We start from the raw sequence: 14,210 nt of genomic DNA, 5'->3' as shown, positions 1-14,210 counted from the left end.
CTTACCTATCAGTCGTCCGAGTCGAGCTCGGCTGCCGGATCGGGTTTCGATCCGCGGTTCTTGGTGGAGCGGGTCGTTCTGGGGTCGGTGTCCATGCTGTCACTGATCTCGTCGATCAGGTCCACTCCCGGCAACAGCGGTGCCAGTTCGGGTAGATCACCGAGCGATGCGAGCCCGAGCCGTTCGAGGAACAGCTCGGTGGTGCAGTACATCGTGCCGTTCGTCTCCGGGTCCGTTCCTGCTTCGGAGATCAGTCCACGGGCGAGCAACGTACGCATCACTCCATCGACATTGACTCCACGTACGGCGCTGACTCGTGCGCGGGTCAACGGTTGACGATAGGCGATCACGGCCAGGGTTTCCAATGCTGCACGTGTGAGCTTGGACCGAGCGCCGTCGAGAAGCAGCCGTTCGACGTACGGCGCATAGGCGGTTCGGGTGTAGAAACGCCACCCGTCGCCGGCGTAGCGGAGGTCGATTCCGCTGCGGCGTTCTGTCAGTTCCGCGGCCATCCGTTTCAGCTCGGCACGTACGCGGGCCACCGACGAGCCCACAGCCGATGCCAGTTGTTCGTCGGAGGCGGGAGTATCGACGATGAGCAGAACCGCCTCGAGTGCCGACGCGAGCGTGTTGTCGTCGAGTTCGCCTGACTCGTCGACATCCTCGAGCTCGAGTTCCGGGTCGGCATTCATGCGTAGTCCTCTTCCGTGACCACGATGGGTCCTTCGTCCTTGCCGGTCCAGCTCACTCGAAGATCGCCGAGTGGTTCGGGTTGCTCGAAGGCGATCACTTGTTGCCGGAACAGTTCCAGCAACGCGAGGAAGCGCGCGATTATTTCGACCTGCACTTCGCAGTCCTGGACCAGCTCCGAGAACGATGCCCACTCGTTGAGTCCCCGGCCCTGCAGGTTCTCGAGCAACCACTCTGCCTGCTCGGGGATCGAGACCGCATGCTGATGAATGTGGTCGAGGCCCACTTGCGGGATCGGCTTGGGCCGAAACGCTGCGGCTGCGATGTCTGCGAACCTGGCCGGATCGACCCCCAGCAACACCTCGGGAATCAGATCGGCGAATCGATCTTCCACCGACACCGAGCGCGGATAACGCCGTAGCGCAGCGGCTTCCAGCTCACCGAACAGCAGGGCCACCTGCTTGTAGGCGCGGTACTGCAGCAACCGGGCGAACAGGAGATCGCGCACCTCGAGCAACGCGAGATCCTCGGCGTCCTCCACATCACCCGACGGCAGCAGACGAGCCGCCTTCAGATCGAGCAACGTCGCCGCGACGACGAGGAACTCCGTTGTCTGATCGAGTCCGACATCGGCACCGAGCGATTTGGTGAACGAGATGAAATCGTCGGTGACGGTGTGCAGCGCCACCTCGGTGACATCCATGCGGTGCTGACTGATCAGCGACAGCAGCAGATCGAACGGGCCCTCGAAGTTGAGCAACCGAACCCGAAATTTCGACGGATCCGCGTCGGCGGGAACCTCGATCGGCGCCTCGTTGGCAGCGTCGACCGTCACGGACCCGACCGGTAGATCACCTCGCGCGCAAGAGCGCGGTACGCCTGCGCGCCGCCGGATTTGGGAGCCCAGGTGGTGATCGGCTCACCGGCAACGCTGGTCTCGGGGAACCGGACCGTGCGAGTGATCACGGTGTCGTAGACGACGTCGCCGAACACCTCGACCACCCGCGTCATCACCTCGCGCGAGTGCAGCGTGCGGGCGTCGAACATAGTCACCACGATGCCGGCCAACTTCAGTCGCGGGTTCAGCCGATCGCGCACCTTCTCGACGGTGTCGTTGAGGAGAGCCAGGCCGCGAAGACTGAAGTACTCGCACTCCATCGGAATGAGGACCTCGTCGGCACAGGTCAGCGCATTGACCGTCAACAGGCCGAGCGAGGGCTGGCAGTCGATGAGCACGTAGTCGTAGCGGTCGAGAATGGGGTGCAGTACCCGTCCGAGCGTTTGCTCACGCCCCACCTCGGTGACCAGCTGGATCTCGGCGGCAGAAAGATCGATGTTGCTCGGCATCAGATCGAGATTGTCGACGCGAGTCCGCATGATGATGTCGTCGGCCGACACCTTCGCCTCCACGAGGAGGTTGTAGACCGTCAGATCGAGTTCGTGATGTGCGACGCCCAAGCCCGCGGACAGTGCGCCCTGCGGGTCGAGGTCGACGAGCAGCACGCGACGGCCGTAACCGGCCAGCGAGGCACCGAGATTGATGGTCGACGTCGTCTTGCCGACGCCGCCCTTCTGGTTGCACATCGCAATGATCTTGGCCGGGCCGTGACTGGCCAGCGGCTGCGGATCGGGAACCGGCCTCGTCTTGCGACCGGTGGGCCCGAGCTCGTTCGGAGCAGGAATGATGTCGCGTGTCTCCCGACTGGATTCCGGTTGACGTGTATGGAAAAGAGCGCCATCGCTGTGCGGATGAGACGGATGCGTTTCGCCGGTATCGGGGGTGACGGCGGGCTGCACGCCCCACGACGGTTCCGAGGCTGACTCCGCCGCTGGCGGCTGCGGTGTCGACACGTTCCAGCGCTCCCCTGTCCCGTTCGTCTTCGAGTAGTTCACGCAAACGCTACCGCTTGACGCGACGGCATTGTCATCGGACACGCTGACACACGATTGCCGACCGCGTGCTAGCGCGCTCGCGGGTGCGCACCCGCCCACACTTCACGCAACGTCGTGACGGTGACGAGGGTGTAGATCTGTGTCGTGGTCACCGACGCGTGGCCGAGCAACTCCTGTACGACACGGACGTCGGCACCGCCGTCGAGCAGGTGCGTCGCAAACGAGTGCCGGAGCACGTGCGGCGAGACCCTGGCCGTGATTCCGGCCCGCTGCGCGGAGTCCTGCAATACCTGCCAGGCGCTCTGCCTCGACAGTCGACCGCCACGCACATTGAGAAACAGCGCCGGATTCGAGCGGGCGACGAGCCCCGGCCGCCCGCGCACGAGGTATGCGTCGACCGCCTCGATGGCCGGCCTCCCCACCGGGACGACTCGATGTTTCCCGCCCTTGCCACGCAGGAGCACCGAGCGAGCCTCGGTGTCGATGTCGTCCACATCCAGACCGACGGCCTCGGAGATGCGCGCACCGGTGGAGTACAGCAGTTCGAGCAGTGCCCGGTCTCGCAGGCCACGCGGTGCGTCGGGACCGGCGATGGACGCCGATTCGAGCAGCGCCACGACCTGGTCGACGGGCAGCGACTTCGGCAGTCGTTTGGCCGGCTGCGGCGGCTTCACCTCGCTCGCGACGTTGCGCTCCACCATGCCCTCGGCCAGGGCGAAGCGGTGCAGACCACGCGCGGCGATCAGCGTCCGGGCCGCCGAACTGGCTGCGAGAGCCGGGAATTCGTCGTCGCCGCGCCGGAGGTAGAGCACGAACTCGGTGATGTCGTTCTCGGTCACCTTGGCCAGATCGGTGATTCCGTACCCACTCAGAAACCGCTCGTACCGCACCAGATCGCGACGGTACGACGACACCGTGTTCGGTGCCGACCCGCGCTCGACCACCAGATGATCGAGATACGTCGCAATCTGATCGCCGATCACGGTGGCTACTTTCGTGAACTCTTCCGAGACTCGAATGCCGTGGGTCGATCCGCCCACGGGGCGTCGGCCGGACGCAACTCGGTGCCGGTGGCACGAGCTGCCGCCAACGCGAGCACTCCCGACACGGCGGAGGCGTTGACGATCTCCCCTGCCAACGCACGACGGACGGCCTCGTCCATCGGCACGAAGGACAGCTCGATGTCTGCCTCCTCGTCGTGTGCCTCCGGGCGATCGACCTCACTCAGATCCTCGGCGAGGAAAATGCGTACCGCTTCGTCGGTGAATCCGGGCGAGGCCAATACGTCCACCAACACCGACCACTTCCCGGCCGCGAGACCAGTCTCCTCGGCCAGTTCGCGCTGCGCCGCCAGCACGGGCTCCTCCCCCGGCTCGTCGAGCAGGCCCGCGGGCAGCTCCCAGAGACGACGCCCGATGGGGTGCCGGTACTGCTCGATCATCGCCACGCGGTCCTGATCGTCGACGGCAAGAATGCCGACTGCGCCGTGATGCTCGATCACTTCTCGCTCGGCGCGACGCCCGTTCGGCATCGCCACCTGATCGAGCCGCAGCGCGAGGATTGCGCCGGAGTACGGAACCGTCGAACCGAGCGTCGTGAATTCGTGTCTCGCGTTTCCGCTCATCCGACGGTCTCGGCCTCGGCGTCCGACTTCTCCGCCGCAGCGGTGTCACCGTGAATGTCGACCGGCAGCCGCTCGGCAGCCTTGTACTTCAGTGCCGCGTTGATCAGCGATGCGAACAGCGGATGCGGACGGGTCGGCCGGCTCTTGAGCTCGGGATGCGCCTGGGTAGCAACGAAGAACGGGTGCACCGATGCCGGCAACTCCACGAACTCGACCAGATGACCGTCCGGGGACGTACCGCTGAAGACCAAGCCACTCTTCGCAATTCGATCACGGTAGACATTGTTGACCTCGTAACGGTGACGATGCCGCTCCGAGACGTTCTCGGTGCCGTACGACGCCGCGACGACCGAACCCTTCTGCAGCGTCGCGGGGTAGGCACCGAGACGCATGGTGCCTCCGAGGTCTGCATCGCCGGCAACAGCGTCCTCCTGGTCGGCCATCGTGGAGATCACCGGATCCTTGGTATCCGGATCGAACTCGGCCGAATTGGCATCGGTCAGGCCGACCGAACGAGCCGCCTCGATGACGACGCACTGCAAACCGAGGCACAACCCCAACAGTGGAATCTTGCGGGTACGAGCGAACTCGATGGCACCGAGCTTGCCCTCGATACCGCGAATGCCGAATCCGCCGGGAATGAGCACGGCATCGACATCGCCCAACGCAGCCTGAGCCCCCGCAGGCGTCGAGCACTCGTCGGACGGAACCCACTTGATCTCGACCTTGGCGCGATGAGCGAATCCACCGGCACGCAACGCCTCGGTGACCGAGAGGTAGGCGTCGGGCAGGTCGACGTACTTGCCGACGAGGCCGACGCGCACGGTTTCGCGGGGCTGGTGGACGCGCTCGAGCAGTCCGCCCCAGATGGTCCAGTCGACGTCACGGAACGGCAGACCGAGCTGCCGGACGACGTAGGCGTCGAGGCCTTCCTTGTGCAGCACCTTGGGGATGTCGTAGATCGACGGGGCGTCGGGTGTGGAGATGCAGCCGTCGACGTCGACGTCGCACATCAGCGCAATCTTGTTCTTGAGCCCCGGCGGCACGTCGCGGTCGCACCGCAGGATCAACGCGTCGGGCTGAATGCCGATGCTGCGCAGTGCTGCGACGGAGTGCTGGGTGGGCTTGGTCTTGAGTTCACCGGACGGTGCCAGGAACGGGACCAGGGACACATGCAGGAAGAACACGTTGTTGCGGCCGACGTCGTGACGGACCTGCCGCGCCGCTTCGAGGAACGGCTGCGATTCGATATCGCCGACGGTGCCGCCGATTTCGGTGATGACGACGTCCGGCTGATGGCCCTGGAGGTCGGGACCGTTCATGGCCAGGATGCGACGTTTGATCTCGTCGGTGATGTGCGGAATGACCTGAACGGTGTCGCCGAGGTATTCGCCGCGACGCTCCTTGGCGATGACCGTCGAATAGACCTGGCCGGTGGTCACATTGGCGAATCCGGACAGATCACGGTCGAGGAAGCGCTCGTAATGGCCGACGTCGAGGTCCGTCTCCGAGCCGTCCTCGGTGACGAAGACTTCACCGTGCTGGAACGGGTTCATCGTGCCGGGATCGACGTTGAGATACGGATCGAGCTTCTGCATGGTCACGCGCAAGCCGCGTGCGGTCAGTAGCTGGCCGAGGCTGGACGCCGTCAGACCTTTTCCGAGCGAAGACGCGACGCCTCCGCTGACGAAGATGTGCTTGGTGTCGGAACGCGACTGAAGGCGTGACAATGAGGCTCCCGTGACGAGTCTGCAGGGCTTGCTCCTATCAGGGGGCTGATAAGAGAGGTAAAGCGTGGAAATTGGGCCTGCTACCCACGGGACTTCACGGTAACACCAGTACGTACCTCACCGCCAACGACACGCGTATTCGACGCGAGAGCCGATCAGCTCACCGGCGCTCCCACGGTGACGGCGTTCGCGTTCGCTCCGGTGCCGTAGCGGCCCGACGCACCGTCCAGTTGCTCCGCCAGGGCGAGAACTGTGGTGATTCGGCCTGCTTCACGATCCACGTTGTCCACCGTGCTGAGCGCAGACGACAACGCCGAGTCGGCTCGCACTACCGCGATCGAGCCGTTGCCCTCGGCCGCACCGGAACGACCTGCCAGTACCGCACCTGCTCCGCGTGAATCGAGAGCTCCTGCGAAGCGAGCGACGATGGCACCGCGGTTGCCGTCTTCGACATCCGAGGCACCCGAACCGGTGACCACCACGGCCAACTGCGCCGGTGCGACCGCCCCGTTGTCATAGGCGATGAATCCGCCGCTACGCAACGTCTCGAGGGCGAGGGACAGCTCCTCGGGCGTCGATTGCGGCTGCGCCGTCTGCGCATTGAGCAGCAACACCGAGCCCAGCAGGTCGCCCGCCAGACTTCCTTGGTCGACCGCCCCGGTACGCAACTGCACACCGGCCGGGATGACGTTGGTCAGTCGCGTGCGCAGATCGTCGCCGTTCGCCGCGGACACGAACGAATCCGTCAGCGACACCCGACCCGTGACCGTGGCACCGGACGCCCCGATCGAACGCGTGACTCCGTCGACATCGCCGGGATCTGCATCGGGCGTGGTGATGACCACGACACTGCGATCGACGAGGGTGTCTCGGAGTACTCGACCCGAGACCGCCGCATCGAAACCGTCGGCCGAGTTCAGCTGCTCGCCGAGCTGATTGTTGGTCGACTGCAGATCGTCGACCTGATTCTCGAGACCCGTCTTGTCGTCTCGCAGACCCGAGACCAGTCCGCTGGACAGCAGGCCCGAGCCGAGGACGATGCCGATGGCCAACGCAACGAACACGGCAGCCAGCGAAATGGCATGTTGGCGAAGCGAAATCACGAAAGCAACCCCTGGAACCACAGTGCGAATCGGTTCCACAGATCGATCGCCCAATCCAAGGATTCGCCGCCGATGTTGGAGACTGCCAACGCCACGATCACCGCCACGAGCGCAGCGAGAATGAGCAGGGCAATTGCACCGCCCGACACGCGGCTTCGGTACAGCGTGGCCACCGCCTTGGCGTCGACCAGCTTGGCACCGACCTTCAGACGCGTCATGAACGCGGCCGGGTTGGTGTTGCGTCGTCCGCGATCGAAGAATTCGTCCAGGCTTGCCGGGCTACCGACCGACACGATCAGCGACGCACCGTGGTGGTCGGCCAACAGTAGTGCGAGGTCCGCAGCAGCACCGGTCGCCGGAAAGGTCATGGCCCCGATACCGAGATCCTGGATGCGTTCGAGACCTTGCGCGTGTCCGTCCGAATCGGCCGGAAGTACCACTTCTGCACCACATTTGAGTGTCTGCGCAGTGACGTCCTCCGGATCGCCGACGATCAGATCCGGGCGGTGTCCCGCTTTCATCGCTGTGTCCGCGCCCGCACCGACGCCGATGATGACGGGCGAGTACTCCTTGATGAACGGCTTCAGATTCTTCAGGTCCTCCGCGTGCCCCGGCCCGTCGGCAACGATCACGACGTGACGACCCTTGAGGTCGATGTCGATGTCCGGAACCCCGACGCCGTCGATCAGCAACGGACTCTCGGTCCGAATGAACTCGATCGTGTTGCCCGAGAACGCTTCCAGATGGTCGACCAGCCCGGTCTTGGCCTCGATCATCTTGTCCGAGATCTCGGCTTCGCTCTGCTCCTCACCCTTGGCGAGGCGGCGATCGCCGGTGTAGACGCCACCGTCGTTGAGCCGGATCTTGGTGCCGTCCTTGATCTTCTTGAAGATCTCGGTGCCGGCCGAGTCGATCAAGGTGATCCCGTTGGCGACGATGACCTCGGGGCCGAGGTTGGGATAGCGGCCGGAGATCGACGGCGACGCGTTGACGACCGCGAGCACCCCGGCCTCGACGAGCGCATCTGCGGTCAACCGGTCCAGATCGAGCTCGTCCAGAACGACGATGTCGCCGGGGCCTACCCGCTTGAGCAGCTTGGCCGTGTTGCGATCGACTCGCGCGATCCCGGTGATTCCGGGCAGCGAATCCTGACTACGTGACAGCAGTGCCGGCATCTTCATGCCCACCATGATGACCCGATCGACACGCCCGGCCATGGAGGCGCGCCGAAACAACTACCACACTGATCACATCAGCACCAAAAGTTACAGGGCAGCTCGATCCGCGTTTGCGGTGGCCAACAGCTCCTCTGCGTGTGCGCGACCGGTCTCGGTGTCGTCGAGCCCGGCGAGCATCCGGGCGAGTTCGACGACGCGTTCCGAGGACGACAGCGTCCGGACTCCGCTGTTCGCCGCCCCCTTCTTGGCGTCGGTCTTGTCCACCACCAGATGCGTGTCCGCGAACGCAGCCACCTGCGGCAGGTGGGTGACGACGATGACCTGATGGGTACGAGCCAGCCGACCGAGCCGACGACCGACCTCGACCGCTGCCCGACCACCGACTCCGGCGTCGACCTCGTCGAACACCATCGTCGCGCCCTTGTCGGAGCCCGCCAGCACCACCTCGAGCGCCAACATCACCCGCGAGAGCTCGCCGCCCGACGCGCTCTTGCTGATCGGCAACGCCTGGGCGCCGTCGTGCGCGGACAACCGGAACTCGACCTCGTCGACGCCGGTACTACCCGCATGCAACTCGGTACCGTCGACGACGATCGGTGCCGTGTCCGACGGTCCGGCCGGCAGCGATCGAACATCTATCTGCAGCTTGGCTTTTCCCATCGCCAGTCCGGCCAGCTCGACGCTGACGGCTTTGGACAGCTTCGTCGCCGCTTTCGACCGGGCAGCGCTCAGCTTGGACGCGGCGGCCGCGACATCGACCGCAGCCGACTCGACACGCGCACTCAGCTCCGCGAGCGCGTCGGCAGAGGTATCGATCCGAGACAAACGTTCGCGAGCGTCCTCGGCCCACGCGATGACACCGTCGACGTCGGCGGCGTACTTGCGCGTCAGAGACTTCAGCTCGGCCTGCCGGTTCAGGATCGTATCGAGAGCTCCTGGATCCGACGGGAGATCCGACAGATACGTGGTCAGGTCGGCACCGATGTCGCCGACGACGGCCATCGCGTCGTTCAACCGGGGCAGCAGTTCTGTGAGAGCAGCGTCGTCGGCGTGTTCGAGACGCGATCGTGCCTCGCCCAACAGATACAGCGCAGACGTGGTGTCCGACGCCTCCTCGGTACTCCCGACGAGAGCCGCGGCGGCACCCTCGGCGGTTTCTCGCAGCGAATCGAGGTCGCCGAGCCTGCGCACATCCTCGGCCACGGAGCGATCCTCACCCGGCTCCGGTGCCAGGGAGTCGATCTCCTGCAGGCCGAACTGCAGCCGGTCCGCTTCCTGAGCCAATTCACGGCTGCGTTCGGTGCGGTCGATCAATTCGTTGCGTGCGTCGAGCCACGTCTTACGGGCGGCGCGATACTTCGCCACCAGAGAGGCAACCGAATCACCGGCGAATCGGTCGAGTGCACCGAGTTGCTGATCGGGGCGCAGCAGCCGCAACTGATCGTTCTGGCCGTGCACTGTCAGCAGCGAATCGGTGAAGTTCGACAGCACCGATGCGGGGACGCTTCGTCCACCCAGATGTGCACGTGAGCGGCCGTCCGAGTTGACCGTTCGCACGGCGATGATCGAATTGTCTTCGTCGCGTTGACCTCCCGAGGATTCGAGCACCTTCTCGACATCCTCGATCACCTGTTCCGAGGCGGTGTCGGTGCTGAATCGCCCCTCGACCACGGCCCTTTGGGCACCGAGCCGCACCCGACCTGCATCGGCGCGTGCACCCGACAGCAGATGCAAGCTGGTGACCACCATCGTCTTGCCCGCACCGGTCTCGCCGGTGAGAACCGTCAACCCCTCGTGAAATTGTGCGCTCGCACCGGAGATGACTCCGAGGCTGTCGATCCGAATCTCTTCGAGCATCCCTACCTCGCTCTCCCCCGCCACCCGGTCACGGGCAGTTCGAATTTCTTGACCATGCGATCGGCGAACGGTGCCGAATCGAGGCGAACCCACTTGATGGGCGATGCTCCCCGCACGACCTCGACGCGTGCTCCCGCCGGCAACCCCAATGTGCGGCGGCCGTCGCAGAACACGAAACCATCGTGTCCGCCGGCATCGATCTCGACGGCGATGATCGACTCGGGGCTGGTGACGAGCGGACGCGCGAAGAGGGCATGGGCGTTGCTCGGAATGACCAGTATGGCTTCGAGTTCCGGCCACACCACCGGCCCGCCTGCAGAGAACGCATATGCCGTCGACCCCGTGGGTGTCGACACGAGCACTCCGTCGCAGCCGAACGCGGAGACCGGACGCCCGTCCACTTCGAGAACGACCTCGAGGACCCCGAGCCTGGAACCGTTCTCGATGCTCGCCTCGTTCAGGGCCCACCCACGCTCGACGACCTGGTCGCCCACTCGGATGGCAATGTCCAACGTCATCCGCTGTTCGATTCGGTAGTCGCCGGCCATGACCCGCGCCAGCGCGTCCTCGAGATGGTCGGCCTCGGCCTCGGCGAGAAACCCCACGTGGCCGAGGTTGATACCGAGAACCGGGATGTCGGCCGCCTGTGCGAGCTCGGCCGCTCGCAGGAACGTTCCGTCACCGCCGAGAACCAGAACCATCTCGCACCCGGCGGCCGCATCGGGACCGAACTCGACGACGTTGAGCCTCATGTCCGCCACGAACACATGGTCGTGTTCCTCGGTGTCCGATGCCTCGATCTTGGACGGTTCCACTTCGTCGACGAGAACCCGCAGACAGATACCCGCTTCGTCGAACACTTTGCCCACTCGGCGCGCCGTCTCGGCGATGTCCGGCCGGCCGGGGTGTGCGACGAGAAGAATCTCCCGAACGGACTCCTGTGTCGGTGCTGCATGGGACGGAGTCACTGTGGTCCTTCCTCGATCGCGTGACGGACCAACTCGGTGACGTCCACGTCGGTACGCGGCGAACCGTCACCTGCGCCCGCCTTCAGCCACAAAAAGTACTCGACGTTGCCCGAAGGTCCCGGCAGTGGGCTTGCGGCGACCGCCTCGACTCGCAGGTTCGACGCAAGCGCGGCATTCGCGACGTCCTCGACGGCCTCCGCCCGCAGCGCCGGGTCTCGCACGACGCCGCCGGAACCGACACGATCCTTGCCGACCTCGAATTGAGGCTTGACCATCAACACCATGTCCGTACCCGACGTGGAGCACGCGACGAAAGCGGGAAGAACGAGTTTCAGAGAGATGAACGACAGGTCTGCCACGATGACGTCGACCGGGCCCCCGATCGTGTCGGCATCTATCGAACGCACATTGGTGCGATCGATGACGTGCACGCGTTCGTCGGATTGCAGCCGCCACACGAGCTGGCCGTAACCCACGTCGACCGCAACGACCTCGCGCACACCGCGACTGAGCAGAACGTCGGTGAAACCTCCCGTGGAGGCACCGGCGTCGAGACACCGCGCGTTCTCGACGGTCAGACCCAGTGGCTCGAACGCGTCGAGGGCACCGAGCAGTTTGTGCGCGCCGCGAGACGCCCAGCTGATTTCGTTGTCTTCCTCGGCCACCAACAGCGGAGTGCCCGGCTCGACGGCGGTAGCGGGCTTCGAAGCCACGGTTCCGGCAATCTTCACCCGGCCTGCTTCGATGAGTTCGGAGGCGTGTTCACGAGATCTGGCCAATCCACGACGGACCAGTTCTGCGTCGACACGTGCGCGACGGGCCACGTCAGGTCTTGTCGACGGTCGTCAAGGCCCGAACCAGCACTTCGTGGGCCCGGTCCAGCACACTCGCATCACGCGCCAGGGCGTCGGAATCGACGGCCTCCGAGTCGAGGCCTGCCTCCGACCCGATGGTGAGCTGCGCGAGCAGCGACGACACCTCGGCCCTGATGCTGTCCGGATCTGCGGACGACTGTTCGCCGGCCGCGTTCGGCCGGTGTTGTCCTGGAAGTGGAATCGACGCGCTCATCACCTCTCACGCTATCGGATGGGTCCGACCAACGCCCGCTCGCGGCCGACTGCACGAACCCGTGTCAACAACCCAACAACGAGCGCAGATCGGCGAGTCCATCCCCGTCGAAGCGAACGTCCGAGAATTCCGAACCCGACCACGCAATATCGAGGACGGCGAGCAGACCCTCGAAGGCATCCATCTCGGCAGCACCCTCGAACCGCACGGACAGGACCTCGTCGTCGATGCCGACCGTCCAGCCATCCTTACCGGCTACCCTCGACGCCGACTCGTCCTTGTTCAGAACCCCGAGATCACTACCGATGTGAGTGGGACGCAGGTGCTTCGGAGCACGAAGCAACTCTGCAGCGGTACTGACACCCGTCAGGACCAACAGCGACGGGAGGGCAGCTTCGTTCGCGCCTGCTATATCGGTATCGAGCCGGTCCCCGACCACGAGCGCCGACTTGGCACCACTTCGCTCGACGGCGTCACGCATGATGGGAGCCGCGGGCTTGCCTGCAACGATGGGCTCGACGTCGGTGGCATTGCGCACTGCTGCCACCATCGAACCGTTGCCGAGAACGAGGCCGCGCTCGGTCGGAAGAGTCGCATCGACGTTGGTCGCGACCCACAGCGCGCCCGCACGCACAGCCAGTACCGCCTCGGCCAACATGGGCCACCCTGTATCGACCGAATGTCCCTGAACCACCGCAACCGGCTGGTCGTCAGCAGAGCGCACCGGCGTCAATCCCACCTTCTCGATCTCGGTCGCCAAGGCGTCGGTACCGACGACGAGGACGCGTGAGCCAGGATCGAGTCTGTCCGCGAGTACTCGGGCTGCTGCTTCGGAACTGGTGACGACAAATTCCGCTGTGGTGTCGAAACCGAGTTCGCGGAGGTGTTCGGCGACATCGCTCGGTGCGCGACTGGCATTGTTGGTGACGAAGAACTGCTTCTCGGAACCACCCGAAAGCGCCTCCACTGCACCCGGAATGGGTTCCTTGCCGGCGTAGACGGTGCCGTCGAGGTCGAGCAGCAGAACGTCGTGGGCGTCGCGCAGTAATGTCACCGACTGCCCCCGGACAACTCCTCGACCCGCTCTTCTGCGTCGGTTTCTCCATCGACATCCGCCGCGGCAGCGTTGAGGAACCACTTCACACCTTCGTCGACGCGACCGGCAGCAACGAGCGCATCGGCGTAGACGTAGAACAGACGAGCCGCAGCCGTACCCGACCGGGACGCGTCGAGATCGGGAGTCTGGAGGGTGACGACGGCCTGGTCGTACTGATTGAGATCCATACGAGCGCCGGCGACGACGATCCGGAGTTCCGACGCCTCTTCACCGGTCAGTTCCCGCGCTTCGTCGCTGCGACCGAGTTCGATGGCCCGCTCGGGGCGCCCGAGTCCGCGTTCGCAGTCGGCCATGACCGCGATGAGGCCGGGGCCGCCGGCCATTCGACGTGCCGCCCGCAGTTCCGACAGAGCCTCCGCCCATTCACCCGCGTGATATGCCGCGATACCGGCCGTCTCGCGTACGACGGCAATGCGGCCGGCCCGCTGACGAGCAGCGCGCGCGTGCAGCAGCGCCAACTGCGGGTCGTCGTCGAGCAGGCGGCTGGTCATCACGAGGTGACGCGCCACAGCAGTGGCATTGTTCTTGTCCAAGCTCAGCAGATCCCGGCGCACTGCCGGCTCGAGCTGGCCGGCTTCGACCTCGTCGGGCAGATCCGGCTCGTCTGGCCGCGGGGGTCGACGGTCGGACGATGCGCTGTTTCCGCGGCGATCGCCGGAGAACCCACCTTCCCCACCACGCCTGCGGGGAGGACCGTCCGAACGACGCGGGTCGGCGCGACGGTCCTGAGCGCGGGGGTTGCGATCTCGGGACTCGTTGGGGCGATTGCCACCGTCTGCTCGGGAGGGGCGACGATCGTTGTTGTCTTCCGACACGGGCGTCCTTTCGGATTTTCGGGTACAAACGCAAAAAGGGGACCCACCAAGTGGGTCCCCTTCTTACAACGGGTGTTCGGCGGTGTCCTACTCTCCCACACCCTGTCGAGTGCAGTACCATCGGCGCTGGAGGGCTTAGCTTCCGGGTTCGGAATGGGACCGGGCGT

Annotated in this window: 14 protein-coding genes and 1 rRNA gene; all 15 read right to left on the bottom strand. The window is 65.1% G+C overall.

The features are described 5' to 3' along the window. Positions 1-8: 8 nt before the first annotated feature. Positions 9-692 carry an SMC-Scp complex subunit ScpB gene (scpB, locus tag J2X62_RS13865; protein WP_032384283.1) on the bottom strand — a complete coding sequence of 228 codons (684 nt, stop codon included), beginning with the start codon at positions 690-692 and terminating at the stop codon, positions 9-11. Beyond that, on the bottom strand, positions 689-1,525 hold the full coding sequence (locus J2X62_RS13860; protein ID WP_310181301.1) for a segregation/condensation protein A: 837 nt from the start codon (positions 1,523-1,525) through the stop codon (positions 689-691). Before J2X62_RS13860 ends, scpB begins: the two co-directional genes overlap by 4 nt. Then, the gene (locus tag J2X62_RS13855) at positions 1,522-2,487 is read right to left on the bottom strand and encodes a ParA family protein (RefSeq protein WP_048320374.1); all 966 of its coding nucleotides are present in this window, start codon (positions 2,485-2,487) and stop codon (positions 1,522-1,524) included. The genes J2X62_RS13860 and J2X62_RS13855 overlap by 4 nt, the downstream gene beginning before the upstream one ends. A gap of 164 nt (positions 2,488-2,651) precedes the next feature. Continuing rightward, positions 2,652-3,566 (bottom strand): site-specific tyrosine recombinase XerD, encoded by a 915-nt coding sequence (gene xerD / locus J2X62_RS13850; protein ID WP_310181299.1) that lies wholly within the window; start codon positions 3,564-3,566, stop codon positions 2,652-2,654. 5 nt (positions 3,567-3,571) lie between these two features. Then, positions 3,572-4,207 carry an NUDIX hydrolase gene (locus J2X62_RS13845; RefSeq protein WP_310181297.1) on the bottom strand — a complete coding sequence of 212 codons (636 nt, stop codon included), beginning with the start codon at positions 4,205-4,207 and terminating at the stop codon, positions 3,572-3,574. Continuing rightward, entirely contained in the window at positions 4,204-5,937 is a 1,734-nt protein-coding gene (locus tag J2X62_RS13840; RefSeq protein ID WP_027497215.1) for a CTP synthase, read from the bottom strand. Before J2X62_RS13840 ends, J2X62_RS13845 begins: the two co-directional genes overlap by 4 nt. A 155-nt stretch (positions 5,938-6,092) precedes the next feature. Next, complete coding sequence (locus J2X62_RS13835) at positions 6,093-7,040, bottom strand: copper transporter (RefSeq protein ID WP_032370606.1); 948 nt, start codon at positions 7,038-7,040, stop codon at positions 6,093-6,095. Further along, positions 7,037-8,221 (bottom strand): putative cytokinetic ring protein SteA, encoded by a 1,185-nt coding sequence (steA, locus tag J2X62_RS13830; protein ID WP_032366203.1) that lies wholly within the window; start codon positions 8,219-8,221, stop codon positions 7,037-7,039. The genes J2X62_RS13835 and steA overlap by 4 nt, the downstream gene beginning before the upstream one ends. An 84-nt stretch (positions 8,222-8,305) precedes the next feature. Then, a complete protein-coding gene (recN, locus tag J2X62_RS13825) occupies positions 8,306-10,075 on the bottom strand; it encodes a DNA repair protein RecN (protein WP_032366202.1) in 1,770 nt (589 codons plus the stop codon). Positions 10,076-10,077: 2 nt separating this feature from the next. Next, the gene (locus J2X62_RS13820; protein WP_027497219.1) at positions 10,078-11,043 is read right to left on the bottom strand and encodes an NAD kinase; all 966 of its coding nucleotides are present in this window, start codon (positions 11,041-11,043) and stop codon (positions 10,078-10,080) included. Further along, positions 11,040-11,867, bottom strand: coding sequence for a TlyA family RNA methyltransferase (locus tag J2X62_RS13815; RefSeq protein ID WP_032372367.1), 828 nt, complete (start codon positions 11,865-11,867; stop codon positions 11,040-11,042). Before J2X62_RS13815 ends, J2X62_RS13820 begins: the two co-directional genes overlap by 4 nt. Before the next feature lies 1 nt (position 11,868). Further along, on the bottom strand, positions 11,869-12,111 hold the full coding sequence (locus J2X62_RS13810; RefSeq protein ID WP_027497221.1) for a hypothetical protein: 243 nt from the start codon (positions 12,109-12,111) through the stop codon (positions 11,869-11,871). A gap of 64 nt (positions 12,112-12,175) precedes the next feature. Next, positions 12,176-13,165, bottom strand: a complete 990-nt coding sequence (locus tag J2X62_RS13805; protein WP_094622214.1) for an HAD-IIA family hydrolase — start codon at positions 13,163-13,165, stop codon at positions 12,176-12,178. Continuing rightward, positions 13,162-14,043 carry a M48 family metallopeptidase gene (locus J2X62_RS13800; protein ID WP_080729252.1) on the bottom strand — a complete coding sequence of 294 codons (882 nt, stop codon included), beginning with the start codon at positions 14,041-14,043 and terminating at the stop codon, positions 13,162-13,164. The genes J2X62_RS13805 and J2X62_RS13800 overlap by 4 nt, the downstream gene beginning before the upstream one ends. A gap of 74 nt (positions 14,044-14,117) precedes the next feature. Beyond that, positions 14,118-14,210 (bottom strand): 5S ribosomal RNA (rrf, locus tag J2X62_RS13795); the annotation flags it as partial.

Origin of the sequence: Rhodococcus sp. 3258 (genome assembly GCF_031456475.1) — a bacterium.
GTDB lineage: Bacteria > Actinomycetota > Actinomycetes > Mycobacteriales > Mycobacteriaceae > Rhodococcoides > Rhodococcoides fascians.
The sequence above is the reverse complement of the archived record's forward strand: the minus strand, read 5'-3'. Positions and strand labels throughout refer to the sequence as shown.